The sequence below is a fragment of the Modicisalibacter radicis genome, from assembly GCF_900961225.1.
In the GTDB taxonomy this organism is placed as follows: domain Bacteria; phylum Pseudomonadota; class Gammaproteobacteria; order Pseudomonadales; family Halomonadaceae; genus Modicisalibacter.
In genome coordinates this window covers 21031-34846 of the sequence record NZ_CAAHFN010000070.1, presented here as the reverse complement: position 1 = coordinate 34846, position 13816 = coordinate 21031, and the positions used below count along the sequence as shown (strand labels likewise).

At 68.3% G+C, this 13816-nt stretch carries 14 protein-coding genes and 1 pseudogene; 4 read left to right on the top strand and 11 right to left on the bottom strand.

Features of this window, described 5'->3' with window-relative positions; all coding sequences use genetic code 11:
* Positions 1 to 173 (top strand): annotated as a pseudogene (locus tag HR9077_RS22175) (IS4 family transposase); the annotation flags it as partial.
* 59 nt (positions 174 to 232) lie between these two features.
* On the opposite strand, the gene HR9077_RS13240 reads toward HR9077_RS22175, so the two are convergent.
* The 11 genes from HR9077_RS13240 to hutH all read right to left on the bottom strand — a co-directional run bounded on the left by HR9077_RS13240 (position 233) and on the right by hutH (position 11050).
* Positions 233 to 871: a peroxiredoxin gene (locus tag HR9077_RS13240; RefSeq protein ID WP_136067477.1), complete on the bottom strand. Its 639-nt coding sequence runs from the start codon at positions 869 to 871 to the stop codon at positions 233 to 235.
* Positions 872 to 1066: 195 nt separating this feature from the next.
* Entirely contained in the window at positions 1067 to 1624 is a 558-nt protein-coding gene (locus HR9077_RS13235) for a ferritin-like domain-containing protein (protein ID WP_136067476.1), read from the bottom strand.
* 123 nt (positions 1625 to 1747) lie between these two features.
* Entirely contained in the window at positions 1748 to 2500 is a 753-nt protein-coding gene (gene hutC / locus HR9077_RS13230) for a histidine utilization repressor (protein WP_136067475.1), read from the bottom strand.
* Positions 2487 to 3638 (bottom strand): histidinol-phosphate transaminase, encoded by a 1152-nt coding sequence (hisC, locus tag HR9077_RS13225; protein ID WP_136067474.1) that lies wholly within the window; start codon positions 3636 to 3638, stop codon positions 2487 to 2489. The genes hutC (HR9077_RS13230) and hisC overlap by 14 nt, the downstream gene beginning before the upstream one ends.
* The gene (locus tag HR9077_RS13220; RefSeq protein WP_136067473.1) at positions 3631 to 4461 is read right to left on the bottom strand and encodes an amino acid ABC transporter ATP-binding protein; all 831 of its coding nucleotides are present in this window, start codon (positions 4459 to 4461) and stop codon (positions 3631 to 3633) included. Before HR9077_RS13220 ends, hisC begins: the two co-directional genes overlap by 8 nt.
* Positions 4458 to 5156 carry an amino acid ABC transporter permease gene (locus HR9077_RS13215; protein ID WP_136067472.1) on the bottom strand — a complete coding sequence of 233 codons (699 nt, stop codon included), beginning with the start codon at positions 5154 to 5156 and terminating at the stop codon, positions 4458 to 4460. Before HR9077_RS13215 ends, HR9077_RS13220 begins: the two co-directional genes overlap by 4 nt.
* The gene (locus HR9077_RS13210) at positions 5153 to 5809 is read right to left on the bottom strand and encodes an amino acid ABC transporter permease (protein WP_136067471.1); all 657 of its coding nucleotides are present in this window, start codon (positions 5807 to 5809) and stop codon (positions 5153 to 5155) included. The genes HR9077_RS13215 and HR9077_RS13210 overlap by 4 nt, the downstream gene beginning before the upstream one ends.
* Positions 5810 to 5822: 13 nt before the next feature.
* Positions 5823 to 6647, bottom strand: a complete 825-nt coding sequence (locus HR9077_RS13205; protein ID WP_136067470.1) for a transporter substrate-binding domain-containing protein — start codon at positions 6645 to 6647, stop codon at positions 5823 to 5825.
* A gap of 182 nt (positions 6648 to 6829) precedes the next feature.
* Positions 6830 to 8269 (bottom strand): FAD-binding oxidoreductase, encoded by a 1440-nt coding sequence (locus HR9077_RS13200; protein WP_136067469.1) that lies wholly within the window; start codon positions 8267 to 8269, stop codon positions 6830 to 6832.
* Entirely contained in the window at positions 8266 to 9516 is a 1251-nt protein-coding gene (locus HR9077_RS13195) for an alpha-hydroxy acid oxidase (protein WP_244613217.1), read from the bottom strand. Before HR9077_RS13195 ends, HR9077_RS13200 begins: the two co-directional genes overlap by 4 nt.
* A 1-nt stretch (position 9517) precedes the next feature.
* On the bottom strand, positions 9518 to 11050 hold the full coding sequence (gene hutH / locus HR9077_RS13190; RefSeq protein WP_136067467.1) for a histidine ammonia-lyase: 1533 nt from the start codon (positions 11048 to 11050) through the stop codon (positions 9518 to 9520).
* Between the two features lie 362 nt (positions 11051 to 11412).
* Here hutH and HR9077_RS13185 point away from each other — a divergent pair, with 362 nt between their 5' ends.
* From HR9077_RS13185 to hutC (HR9077_RS13175), 3 genes are read left to right on the top strand one after another with little or no spacing between them, the layout of a single operon-like run.
* A complete protein-coding gene (locus HR9077_RS13185) occupies positions 11413 to 12384 on the top strand; it encodes an isopenicillin N synthase family dioxygenase (protein WP_136067466.1) in 972 nt (323 codons plus the stop codon).
* A 1-nt stretch (position 12385) separates the two neighbouring features.
* On the top strand, positions 12386 to 12979 hold the full coding sequence (locus HR9077_RS13180; RefSeq protein WP_136067465.1) for a HutD/Ves family protein: 594 nt from the start codon (positions 12386 to 12388) through the stop codon (positions 12977 to 12979).
* Positions 12980 to 13025: 46 nt separating this feature from the next.
* Positions 13026 to 13739: a histidine utilization repressor gene (gene hutC / locus HR9077_RS13175; RefSeq protein ID WP_136067464.1), complete on the top strand. Its 714-nt coding sequence runs from the start codon at positions 13026 to 13028 to the stop codon at positions 13737 to 13739.
* Positions 13740 to 13816: the final 77 nt, after the last annotated feature.

The following is a 13816-nucleotide window of genomic DNA, read 5'->3' as shown; positions in this document are numbered from 1 at the left end:
AGTTAACAGTCCTCCCCTGGGTCTCGCCGGGGCGTGTGCCCGGTGTGATCCAGTCGATGCTGGAGATGGCGCCTGCCTTCGTCTTGCCTGAGCGACGCGAGCGATCTTACCCCCGATCAGTCAGGCGCCGACCCCAGAAGTACCCGACCAAGAGAAATGCCAGTCAGCGTTAACTGACTGGCATTAGGGCGAAGCCCGGCTTTGTTGATAGCGCTTTGATGCTGTCTCGCGGTCAGGCCTTGTTGGGCTGCTTGACCATGCGCAGGTAGGGCTTCTTCTCGTCCCAGCCCTGAGGGAACAGCTCCTTGGCCTGCTCGTTGCTCACCGAGGGCACGATGATGCAGTCGTCGCCATCGGTCCAGTTGACCGGGGTGGCGACCTTCTGGTCGTCGGTCAACTGCAGGCTGTCGATGACCCGCAGGATCTCGGCGAAGTTGCGCCCGGTGCTGGCCGGGTAGGTGATGGTCAGGCGGATCTTCTTGTTGGGATCGATGATGAACACCGAACGCACCGTCAGGGTGTCGTTGGCGTTGGGGTGAATCATGTCGTAGAGATCGCTGACGGTACGGTCGGCATCGGCGAGCAGCGGGAAGTTCAGGCCGTGACCCTGGGTTTCCTCGATGTCGCCGGCCCAGTTCCGGTGATCCTCGACCGGGTCCACCGACAGGCCGATGGCCTTGGCGTTGCGCTTCTCGAACTCCGGCTTCAGGCGCGAGACTTCGCCGAGCTCGGTGGTGCAGACCGGGGTGAAGTCCTTGGGGTGCGAGAACAGGATGACCCAGCTGTCACCGGCCCACTCGTGGAACTTGATCGGGCCTTCTGTACTGTCCTGGGTGAAATCAGGGGCGGTATCGCCTAGATGCAGTGCCATGACTTGCTCCTTGAACATGACCGGTGGATGGCTTATTCGCTGTGCTGCTAAAAGCGTTTCCCTACTATGACATCGGGTCGGCCCCAAGGGGAAACAACCCCTGGGGCTATGCAAATATCCGGGCGCTATTTACCCCGTGTCCGCAGCCGGTGAGCGTGCTGGCCAACGCCGGCCGGCACGCTGTCGCAAACGCGTTCAAGCGTTGCTTTGGTGGAGCCTGTCCAGCCCTTCGAGCAGCCCGGCCATGTCGTCGGCGTGCTCCTCTTCCTGGGCGAGAATGTCTTCCATGATACGCCGCGAGGTGGGGTCGTTCTCGCCCAGGTAATTGGCGATCTCGCGGTAGCTGTCGATGGCGATGCGCTCGGCGATCAGGTCTTCCTTGATCATCTCCTTGAGCGAGTCGCCCTCGACATACTCGGCATGCGCGCGGGTCAGGATGCCCTCCGGAGAAAAGTTGGGCGCGCCGCCCAACTGGACGATGCGCGCGGCAAGCCAGTCGGCATGCTGCTGTTCCTGCTGGGCGTGTTCGAGGAATTCGTCGGCGGCGATACTCGCACTGAGTCCGTCGGCCATGTAGTAGTGACGCTTGTAGCGCAGGTAGCAGACGATCTCGGTGGCCAGTGCCTCGTTGAGAAGGTCGATGACGTTCTCGCGATCGGCTTGATAGCCCTCGGTGACGGCACCGCGCTCGATATGCTGGCGGGCGCGTTCGCGGATCGTCTTGATGTCGGTCAGAAACGGTTGGTCGGCCATGGTTGCTCTCCTTGTCACGTCATGTGCCTGTGCCTATGCAGCGTAGAACATTCGTCGCGAAGGGCGAGGCGCCGCGGTGATTCAGCGACGCCACGAGGGCAGTGACCGGCGGCTGCCGATGCGCTAGCCGGCGCGATAGGTCGCGTCGACCGCAAAGCGGCTGCCCAGCCGATAGCGCGAGGAGGGGTGCAGAAAGCGTACGTAGGTGACCGCCCGTTCGGCACTCCAGGTGCGGCGCATCAGCGCCAGGCAGGGCTCGCTGGCCTCGATCGCCAGCGCCTGGATATCCTCGGCGGTGGGCATCAGGGCATCGACGATGTGCTCCATCTCGTCGACGGGCAGATGGTCGAGCAGATAGCGCGAGGGCTGCAGGGTGTCGCCGAACTGCTGGTCGATGAAGCCGGGGGCCATCGCCGGCGACACGTAGCGGTCCTCGAGTTGCACGGCGAGGGCTTCCTCGTAGTGCACGCAGCGCAGGTGATAGACCGAGCTGCCGGTGGGCAGCTCGAGCGCCGAGGCGATGTCGAACGGCGCCGCCACACGACCCAGCTCGAGTATTTCGCAGTGGTAGCGATGCCCGCGCGAGGCGATCTCGTCGGCGATGTTGGCGATCCGCAGCAGGTTGGAATGCGGCTTGCGCTCGGCAATGAAGGTACCGACGCCGCTGGTGCGTTCCAGGTAGCCTTCGTGGGTCAGTTCGCGCAATGCCCGGTTGACGGTCATCCGCGACATGCCCAGCTCGCTGACCAGCTGGTTCTCGGAGGGGATCATGTCGCCCGGCGCCCATTGCCCCGAATCGATGCGGGTCATGACATAGCGCTTGGCCTGCTGATAGAGCGCGCGCGGGGCGTGCCGATCGTCCTTAACCGAGGCCATGTCGGGCTCCTGCGAATACCGCGCCGAGCGCGTCGAGAAAGCGGTCGTTGTCCGCCGGGCTGCCGATGGTGACACGCAGGCAGTGGGTGAAGCCAGGCTCGCGCCAGGGCTTGATGATCACCCCATGCGCCAGCAGGGCGTCGCTGACCGCCTCGGCGGGCGTCGGCAGCGGCACGAACAGGAAGTTCCCGGCCGACGGGTAGGGTGCCACGCCAAGCCTCGCCAGGGCATCGCCGACCCTCGCCCGCTCGGCGGCGACATTGGCCAGGCTGCGATCGAGGTGGTCGCGGTCGGCGAGTGCCGCCAGGGCCGCGGCCTGGGCCGGGCGGCTGACGTTGAACGGCGTGCGCAGGCGGTCGATCAGCTCGGCCAGGCCCGGCTCGGAGACGATGCCGTAGCCGACCCGGAAGCCGGCCAGCGAGTAGGCCTTGGAGAACGTGCGCAGCACGATCCATGGTGCGCGGCTGGCCTGGAGCAGCGCCAGGCTGTCCGGGTAATCGTCCTGCAGGCAAGCGTATTCGTAGTACGCTTCGTCGAAGACCAGCAGCGCATGCGCGGGCAGCGCCGACGCCAGGCGTTCGATCTCGCCGGCGTCGAGCGCGGCGCCGACCGGGTTGGAGGGCGAGGAGAACATCACCAGCCGGGTGCGCGGGGTGATCGCGGCGAGCATGCCCTCGAGGTCGATGGCCCCGTCTTCGGTGATCGGCACGGCGGTGACGCCGGCGCCCATCGAATGGGCATAGAGTGTATGCAGGCCGAACGCCGGGCGCAGGGTCACCACCTCGTCGCCGTGATCGAGAAAGACCCGGGTCAGGATCGCCAGCAGGTCTTCCGAGCCGTTGCCGAACACCAGCCGCCGCGTGGCGACGCCGAGCCGCTCGGCCAGCGCCTGGCGCAGCGCGCTGCAATCGGCATCCGGATAGAGTGCGCCGTCGCGGGCGGCCCGGGTGACGGCCTCGATGACCCCCGGCGCGGGGCCGATGGGATTCTCGTTGCTGCCCAGCCGGGCGATCCGCTCGACCCCGTGCCGTTGCCGCACGGCTTCGTTGGAAAGGCCGGCGTTATAGGGTGCCAGCGTGCGCACTTCGGCACGCGCCAGGCTCTGCACGGTATACGTGCCGGGCGGCGAGTCAGGCATGTGTGGTCGGCTCCTCGAGGGTGTCCCAGAACGCGTTGCGCTCCAGGTAGTTTTGCAGGAATTGGCGAAGCCGCGGGCTCTCGGCGTGACGGAAGACCTCGCCGGGGGAGCCCCGGGCGACGACACGGCCCTGGTCGAGGAACACCACGGTATCGGCGACCTGGGCGGCAAAGCCCATCTCGTGGGTGACCACCACCATGGTCATGCCCTCCGCGGCGAGCTGCTTCATGACCTGCAGCACTTCGCCGACCAGCTCCGGGTCGAGCGCCGAGGTCGGTTCGTCGAAGAGCATGATGTGCGGCTCCATGGCCAGCGCCCGGGCGATGGCCACGCGCTGCTGCTGGCCGCCGGAGAGCTGCGCCGGGTACGCCGCGTCCTTGTCGGCGAGACCGACCTTGTCGAGCATCGCCCGGCCGCGGGTATCGGCGTCGGCCCGCGACAAGCCCTTGACCCGTTTCAGCGCCTCGGTGACGTTGGCCAGCACCGTCATGTGCGGCCACAGGTTGAACTGCTGGAAGACCATGCCGACGTTGCGCCGCACCTGGCGGACGCGGCGATTGCTGGCCGCCACGCGTTGGCCGCTTCGGCCGCGCTCGAAGCCGAGCAGTTCGCCCTCGAGCTCGACCTCGCCCTCGTCGTAGCGCTCGAGGAACGCCAGGCAGCGCAGCAGCGTGCTCTTGCCGGAGCCCGAGGGGCCGATCAGGCAGACCACCTCGGAGCGATGCACGCGCAGGTCGATCTCCGCGAGCACGGTATTGTCGCCGAAGCGCTTGCCCAGGCCCCGGGCCTCGATAATGGTGTCGTTGGCGTGGGAGGCGTTCATGCGATGTCCTCCTGGACGGTCTGCTTGACGGGGTGGGTCCCCAGGTAGCGCTGGGCGCGACGCTCCAGCGCCTGGCCGACCCGCGAGGTGGCCTCGACCAGCGCCAGGTAGCCCAGGCACAGCGCCAGCAGCACCTCGGCGAAGGCGAAGGTCTGCGAGCCGATGCCGCTGAGCACCAGCGTCAGTTCGGGCACGGTGATGATCGACAGCACCGGGGTTTCCTTGCACAGGATGGTGACCATGTTGACCAGCGCCGGCAGGATCAGCACCAGCATCTGCGGCAGCTGGATGCGCCGGATCACCTGCAGCCGCGAAAGCCCCAGGCACTCGGCGGCCTCCAGCTGGCCGGGGGGAATCGAGTTGAAGCCGGTGCGGAAGATCTCGGCGAAATACACGCTGCCGTACACGCCCAGGCCGATCACTCCCGCCGGAATGGCATCCAGCGTGATGCCCAGCGCGGGGCCGCCGTAGTAGAGCAGGAACAGCTGGATCAGAAACGGCGTGCTGCGAATGATCTCGATATACACGCGCAGGATCATCCGCAGCCAGCGCGGGCCGAACAGCTGCAGCACCGCCACCACCAGGCCCAGCGTCAGGCCCAGCGCCACGCCGCCGAGCCAGGTGCCCAGGGTGACCATGAAGCCATCGGCGATCGCGCCCAGGTTGTCGGTGAGTACGCTCGGGTCGAATCTCATGCGCGATCCCTCCGCAGGCGGATTTCCAGCCAGCTGCCCAGCAGTGCCAGCGAGACGTTGAGCACGCAGTACAGCGCCGCCGCGGCCAGGTAGAACTCGAGTTGCAGGAAGGTGCTGGCGGCGAGGTTCTGTGCGGTGCGGGTGAGCTCGGAGATGCCCACCACCGAGATCAGCGACGAGGCCTTGATCAGCAGGATCACCTCGTTGACCAGCGCCGGCGAGGTCAGCCGCACCACCTGGGGAATCTGGATGCGCAGCAGCAGCGCGCGATGCGACAGGCCGAGCATCAGTGCGGATTCGGCCTGGCCCCTGGGCAGGGTCAGGAAGCCGCCACGCAGGATCTCCGCGATATAGGCACCGCAGCACAGCGACAGCCCGGCGATGGCCGCCACCACCGGCGTCACGCCCAGCCCCAGGCGCGGCAGCACGTTATACAGGAACAGCAACTGGATCAGCAGCGGCACGCCGCGAAAGATCGTGATGTAGGCACCGCCCAGGCGCCGCAGTACGGCACGCGGCGAGAGCCGCAGCCCGCACACGCCGACGGCGATCACGAAGCCGATCGCCAGGCCCACGGCGGACATCTGCAGTGTCGACCAGAGGCCCGCCAGCAGCAGCGGCAGGCTCTGGATGATTTGGGACCATTCGAGCATGGGGACTCAGAGATCAGAGGTTGGGTTCGAAATCGCCGCGCGGCGTATCCATGGCCTGGCCCAGCCACTTCTTCTGCAGCTCGGTGAGGCGGCCGTCGTCCTTCATCTTCAACAGCACCTCGTCGATGGCGTCCAGCAGCGGGCGGCTCTGCTCGTCGTCACGGCCCAGATAGGCGAAGTAGCTCGGCTCGCCGAAGGGCGGCTGGACGACCTCGAAGACGTTCGAGCGCTGGCTGGCGACGTAGCCGATGTTGGGCAGCGAGTTGGCGACGGCGTCGACGCGTCCGGCGGCCAGCGCGGCGTAGGCCTGGTTGTTGTCGACGAACTCCTTGATCTCGACCGGTTCCGCGAGGGTCTCGGCATAGGTCTTGAGCGCCGCCAGCTGGGCGGAGGACTGGCCGCCACCGGCGGTCTTGCCGGCGATGTCCCCGGGGGTCTGGATGCTGTCGTCGCCGGCGCGCTTGAGCAGCGCCACGGTCGACTCGGCGATCGGGGTCAGGAAGTGATAGCGCTCCTTGCGCGCCCGGGTGACGATGATCGGCCCGGCGACGACGTCGAAGTTGCCGGCCTCGAGGCCGGGGAGGACGCTGGGCCAGGGCAGGTCGATGAACGCGATCTCGACGCCCAGCTCCTTGCCCACCTCGGCGAAGATGGCCTTGTTGAGTCCGGCCTGTTCGCCATCCTCGTGGAAGTCGAAGGGCGCGAACTGCATTTCCGTGGCTACTTCCAGCACGCCGCTCTGGCGAACGTCGTCCAGCGCGTCGGCGCTGGCGGTCAGCGAGGCGACGCCGGCGGCCAGGCCGAGGCAGAGCGCGAGGATGCGATTGTTGTTGTTCATGTATGACTCCTTGGCTGAGGGCCGGCGGGGCCGGCGAGTCGGGCAGCGTCGCTGTCCGGGGTTCGGTGACACCTGTCATCTTGCAGTGTTCGTGCCAATGTCTAGCCCTGTATATACTTTCCGGTCGCTACGCGCCACCCGACGCTCCTGCGCAGCTACAGGCGGCGTTGCCGGGGGCCCGGCTAGGGCCCGCACGCACCGTGCTGGTGCGCATCGGGAGTGTCGATTTCCTCCTTCGCCGGCAGCAGCTTGCCGGGATTGAGAATGCCGTGGGGGTCGAAGGTGCGCTTGAGCAGGCGCATCGCGTCGATGACATCCGGGGGAACGCTGTGGTGCAGGAAGTCGCGCTTGAGCAGGCCGATGCCGTGCTCGGCTGAGATCGAGCCACGGTACTTGCCGACCAGCCGGTAGACCGTGGCCTCGATGGCATGGCGGGCCGCCGGGGTGTCCTCGGCCAGCGAGCGGCCGTCCACCGTCAGATGCAGGTTGCTGTCGCCGATATGCCCGAAGTTGACGATGCGCGCGCCCGGCCAGTGCTGCCGCAGTACCGTGCCGGCGGCCTCGACGAAGGCGCCGATGTCGGCGATCGGCAGGCTGATGTCAAAGTTGATCGGCGCCAGCTTGACCGGAAACTCGGCGGTCGCCTCGCGGATCGTCCAGAGCTCGCGGGCCTGGGCGGTACCGCTCGCCAGCACGGCGTCCTCGACCTCTCCCGCTTCCAGCGCGGCTTCCAGGGCCGCCTCCAGGCGGCTCGCATCGCCTTCGGCCTCGCACAGCACGTAGAGCGGATGGCTCGATGGCAACGGCGGCCGGCCGCCCCGCCAGTCGCAGCTCATGGCATAGAAGTCCTGCCACATCACCTCGAACGCCTCCAGCGCCAGTCCGGCGCCGCGCAGGCGATGCAGCAGCGAGACCGCCGCCGGATAGTCGCGCAGCGCGCACAGCAGCGTGTGGGTCTCGCCCTGGGGCGGCGCCAGGCGCAGCACGGCGCGGGTGATGACGCCCAGTGTACCCTCGGCCCCGATGAAGCACTGCTTGAGGTCGTAGCCGGTATTGTTCTTGATCATGCCGTTCATCATCTCGAGCACCCGGCCGTCGGCCAGCACCACCTCCAGGCCGAGCACCCGGTCGCGGGTCATGCCGTGACGGATCACCGCATGCCCGCCGGCGTTGGTGGCAAGGGTGCCGCCGATCTGGCAGGTGCCGCGGGCGCCGAAATCCACCGGGTAGCGAAAGCCGGCCTCTTCGGCGGCGTCCTGCACGGCCTGCAGTGTCGTGCCGGCGCGCACCGTCAGGGTCGCGGCGGCGCGATCGACGGCTTCCACCCCGGTGAACCGGGCCAGCGACAGCGCGACGCTGTCGGCGCCGGGTACCGCCGCGCCGGCCAGGCCGGTCATGCCCCCCTGGGGGACCACCGGGCGGCGATGCTCGTTGCACAGCCGCAGCAACCGGGCGATTTCCGCCGTGCTGGCCGGGCGCACCAGGGCCAGCGGTCGACAGGCGCCATGGCCGGTCCAGTCGCTGTGGCAGGACTCGGGAATCGCCTCGCCCAGCAGCACGCTGTCGCCGCAGGCGCCCAGCAGCGCATCCAGGAAGGCATCGTCGGTGCTTGCGGAACTCATGGCAGGTCTCCCGGAACCGGCGGCGCGGGGCTGGACGGCACCGTGCCGCCTATAGCCGGGCGCGACAGGTGAAGCGGCGGGCCCAGGCAGTCGCGGTCGAGCTGGGCCAGGCGTGGACGCCCCAGCAGGGCGAGGGTGTTGTGCAACTGCTCGTGGAGCAGTCCCAGGGCGTGAGTGGCGCCGTTCTCGCCGCCGAGCGCGAGGCCATACAGCGTGGCCCGCCCGCTGAGCACGCCGTGCGCGCCCAGGGCCAGCGCCTTGGCGATGTCGCTGCCGCGGCGGATGCCACTGTCGAGGAGGATTTCCAGGTCCCGGCCCACGGCGTCGACGATCGCCGGCAGGCAGTCGAGGCTGGCCGGCGAGCCGTCGAGCTGGCGGCCGCCGTGATTGGTCACCACGACGCCGTCGGCACCCAGCCGCCGGCAGCGCCGGGCGTCCTCGGCATCGAGAATGCCCTTGACGATCAGCTTGCCCGGCCAGTGCCGGCGAATCTCGGCCAGGGTATCCCAACTCAGGTCGCTGGCCATCTGCTGGCCGATGTAGCTCGCCGCGCTGGCCGCGCTGTGCTGCCCGGCGGGCAGGTACTTGAGCAGGTTGCCCAGCGTCGGCAGGCCGTCCGGCCACAGGGCCTGGGCGGCCCAGCGCGGGTGGAGCAGTGCGTCCAGCGTATGGCCCGGGGTGAGGCGTCGAGGGCTCAGGTAACTGCGGCTGTCCCATTCGCGCCGGCCCAGCACCACGGCGTCGGTGGTCACCACCAGCGCCTCGGCGCCAGCCGCTCGGGCGCGCTCGATCAGGTCCCGGGTCGCCTCTGCGTCGCGCAGCGGATAGAGCTGGAACCACAGTCTGGCCTCGGGAACCGCGGCGGCGACCGCCTCGATGCTGTCGCAGGAGACCGTGCTCAGCGTGAACGGCACCTCGTGGCGCCACGCCGCGCGAGCCAGGGCGATATCGGCGTTGCGCCACAGCATGCCATTGTAGCCGGTCGGGGCGATCGCCAGCGGCATCGCGCACTCCCGGCCGAGCAGCGTGGCGCGGCTATCGATCTCGCTCAGATCGACCAGGGTGCGCGGCCGCCACTGCCAGCGCTGGAAGGCGCGACGGTTGTCGACGAGGGTGCGTTCGTCCTCGGCGCCGGCACTGACGTATTCCCAGGCGAAGGCGGGCAACCGCTGGCGGGCCATCGCGGCGAGCTCGTCGATGCTCCGGGCCTGGCGCCAGCGATGGCTGCGGGCGTAGCGTCGTTTCACGTCAACCCTCGGCGTAGAGGCGTGGGCGGGGCAGCAGTGCCTCGAAGGCGGCATCGGCTACGAAGCGTTGCGCGGCGTCGAGGTCGGGGGCGAAGTAGCGGTCGCGCTGATAATGTGCCACGTCGCGGCGGATCAGCGCCAGGGCGTCTTCGAGCGCGGGCGAGGAGGCCATGGGGCGGTGGAACTCGATGCCCTGGGCCGCCGCCAGCAGCTCGATGGCGACCACCGCGCTGGAATTGAACGCCATGTCGGCCAGCCGGCGGGCCGCGAAGGTTGCCATCGACACGTGGTCTTCCTGATTGGCGGAGGTCGGCAGGCTGTCCACCGAAGCCGGATGCGCCAGGGTCTTGTTCTCCGAGGCCAGTGCCGCGGCGCTGACCTGGGCGATCATGAAGCCGGAGTTGAGCCCGCTGTCCTCGACCAGGAAGGCCGGCAGTCCCGACAGTGCCGGGTCGACGAGCTGCGCGATGCGCCGCTCCGAGAGCGCGCCGATCTCCGCGATCGCCAGCGCCAGCACGTCGGCGGCCATGGCGACCGGCTCGGCATGGAAGTTGCCGCCGGAGAGCACGTCGCCGTTGTCGAAGACCAGCGGATTGTCGGAGACCGCGTTGGCCTCGCGCAGAAATACCCCGGCGGCGAAGCGCAGGTGATCCAGGCAGGCGCCCATCACCTGAGGCTGGCAGCGCAGCGAATAAGGGTCCTGGACCCGCGGGCAGTCGCGGTGCGATTCGCGGATCCGGCTGCCGGCGAGCAGCTCGCGGTAGCAGGCCGCCACGTCGCGCTGGCCGGGATGCCCGCGAACCGCCTGAATACGCTCGTCGAACGGCGTATCCGAGCCCTTCAGGGCGTCCACCGTCAAGCTGCCGGCGACCACCGCGGCGGTGAACAGTTTTTCGGCGGCGAACAGGCCGCGCAGTGCCAGCGCGGTGGAGACCTGGGTGCCGTTGATCAGCGCCAGGCCCTCCTTGGGGGCCAGCGTCAGCGGCGCGAGGCCGGCCAGCGCAAGCCCTTCGGCGGCGGGAATCTCGCGGCCCCGATGGCGCATGCGGCCCTCGCCGAGCAGCGTCGCCGCCAGGTGCGCCAGCGGCGCCAGGTCTCCCGAGGCGCCCACCGAGCCCTTGGCCGGAATGCTGGGGTAGACCCGCGCGTTGTACAGCGCCAGCAGCGCCTCGACGACCGCCCAGCGCACGCCGGAGTGGCCGCGTGCCAGCGAGGTCGCCTTGAGTGCCAGGATCAGTCCCACCGTGGCGTCGTCCAGCGCGTCGCCGACCCCGGTGCTGTGCGACAGCACCAGGTTGCGCTGCAGCTCGGTCAGCGAGGCGCGGGGTATCGAGGTCTGGGCGAGTATGCCGAAGCCGGTGTTGATGCCGTAGACGGTGCGGCCGCTGTCCAGGATGGCGCTGACCGTGGCCTCGGCGGCATCGACCCGGGCCCGGCTGTCGTCGCCGAGCGAGAGCGTGGGGCTGCGCTCGAAGAGTTCGCGCAGCGTGTCGAGTGTCAGTTCGCCCGGAGAGAGCCGTAGCCTCGTTGTCATTGTCGTTCCCCTACGGTGCCGGCGATGGCTGCCGCTGTGAATCAGGTGCGCAAAGGCAGGTTTCATCCTGTATATACAGGAACTCTTTTCGATGCAAGCAGCATGCGGGAGAAATACATCTCGGCAATGGTATTTTTGATTGTGTGCTGAACTTTGGTGCAAATTGTCGCTATTGACCCCTTTTTAGTGCGCAGGAGCGCATTTTTCAGTGATATCGGTTTCCCGCTGAATGGCACGTCGGCGTTTTTGCATGTATATACTTATGGCTCGTGCCGAGCGAGAAGCGCCGCCTCGTGATCACTGCACGACGGCTCGATCGTCGTCCTGAGGCGGGCCGCCCCTTACCGATGGGAGAAACAGCCATGACCCAACCAACAATGACAATACCCCTGGTCGACATGCAGGGCGTGCGCGAACGCGACCCGCAGAGCCTGGCGCGTGCCGGCGAGGCGATACGCCGCGCCTGCACCGAGGTCGGCTTCTTCTATATCGTCAACCACGGCCTGCCCCAGGCGGCGATCGACGACGCCATGCAGGCGGCCCGGGCGTTCTTCGCCGAGCCGCTGGGGCGCAAGACCGAGGTGGCGGTCAACAAGCGCCATCGTGGCTTCCATCGTCGTGGCGGCGCGACCATGTACCAGGCGACCCGGCCCGACGAGAAGGAGTTCTACAGCTTCGGGCTGGACCTGGCGGAGGACGACCCCAGCGTACTGGCGGGCGAGGCGCTGCGCGGCCCCAACCAATGGCCGAGTTTCATGCCCGAATTCCAGCGGGCGATGGATCGCTACTTTCTCGAGGTGGGGCGCTGTGGCGCCGACCTGCTGCGCGCCGTGGCGGTGAGCCTGGAGATCGACCCCGAGTTCTTCGCCGCCAAGTACGCCAAGCCGCTGCAGCGCACCCAGGCGGTCTATTACCCGGTACAGCCCGACGATCGCCCGGCGGACCAGTTCGGCGTCGCCCCGCATACCGATTACGGCTGCATCACGCTGCTCCATCAGGACAGTGTCGGCGGCCTGCAGGTCCGTGAACTGGGCAGCGAACGCTGGATCGATGCGCCGTTCATCGAGGGCTCGCTGGTGGTCAATGTCGGCGACCTGCTGGCGCGTTGGTCCAACGACCGTTTCCGCTCGACCCTGCATCGGGTGGTCAACGCCAGCGGCCGCGAGCGCTACTCGATCGCGACCTTCTACGACCCCGACTACGGCGCCCGCGTCGATCCGGTCGACCTCGGCGTGTCGGCGGACGAGGCTCACTACCCGCCGGTGGCGGCGGGCGATTACATCCTGGGGCGCATCGATGCCTCGATGAGCTATCGCAAGACCGCCGCGTCCTGACATGGACTTGCCTGAAAGGCTGCGCGTCGCCGAACGCGAGCCGGTCGCCTGGCGCAACGGCGGCGGCGTCACCCGGGAACTGGCCCGCGAACCGGCGAGCGAAGCAAGCGCGGATCCGGGCTGGCGGGTCTCGATCGCCGAACTCGACAGGCCGGCGCCATTCTCGACCTTTGCCGGCCGGGCGCGTCATTTCACGGTGATCGGCGCGCAGCCGGTGACGCTCATGCTCGGCGAGCGGCGCATCGAGCTGGCGCCCCTGGAAAGCCTGGCCTTCGCCGGCGAGATGCCGGTGAGCTGCCAACTGCCCGATGGCCCCAGCCGGGCGCTGAACCTGATGTACAATCCGCAACGCTGGCAAGCCGGAATCGCCTGGCTCGCCCCCGGCGCAGCGCTGGTGCGCGACCCCGGCTGCGAGACGCTGCTGCTGGCGGTGGCCGGCGGCGCGCGGCTGGCCGGGCCGGCGTCGGTGCGGCTCGATTGTGGCGACGCCTGGCACTGGCGTAGGCTTGGCCCGCCCGCGGCGCCGGTCAGCCATAGGCTGGAGATGCCACACGCGGCGCGCCTGATCAGGATCGACCTGCAACCGCTGACCTGACGCCCCGGGCGAACGCCGGGGCGGCAGAGAATTTCGAGGAGAGCCCGTGGGACGCCAACCGCCCCGTTACCAACAGATCAAGCAGTACCTGCTGGAGAACATCCGCGCGGGGCATTTCCCGGCCGACCACCAGATCCCGCCGGAGGAGCAGCTGGCGGTGACCTTCGGCGTCAGCCGCATGACCGCCAACAAGGCGATCCGCGACCTGGTGCAGGAGGGCTACCTGGTCCGCCAGTCGGGGATCGGTACCTTCGTCACCGATCGTCGCTCGGAGTCGCCGCTGGTCGAGATCAACAACATCGCCGACGAAGTGCGCCGGCGGGGCCATGGCTACGCCAATCGCGTGCTGCGCTGCGAAGCGGTCAGCGCCGACGACGAGATGGCGCTGCGCATGGGCGTGCGCATCGGCGTCACGCTGTTCCACTCGATCCTCATTCACCTGGAGGATGGCCTGCCGATCCAGCTCGAGGATCGCTACGTCAACCCGCGCTGGGTGCCCGATTATCTCGACGCCGACTTCTCGCGGCGGACGCCCAACGAGGTGCTGGTCGCCGCCTGCCCGATCAGCGACATGGAGCACGTCGTCGAGGCGGTGCTGGCGGACCCCCAGGCCGCCGACTGGCTGGAGGTCGAGCCCTCGCAGCCCTGCCTGAGCGTGCGCCGGCGCACCTGGTCGGGCGATCGGCTGATCAGCTACGCGCATCTGCTGCATCCCGGCGATCGCTACAAGCTGCGCTCCATGGCCCATTCAGCTACCTGAGTCACCAGCGAGCGCACTCCAAAACACTGATAACTCGGATGCCGGGGTAGGTTGAAGCAAGGGTCTTTCGCCAAGGC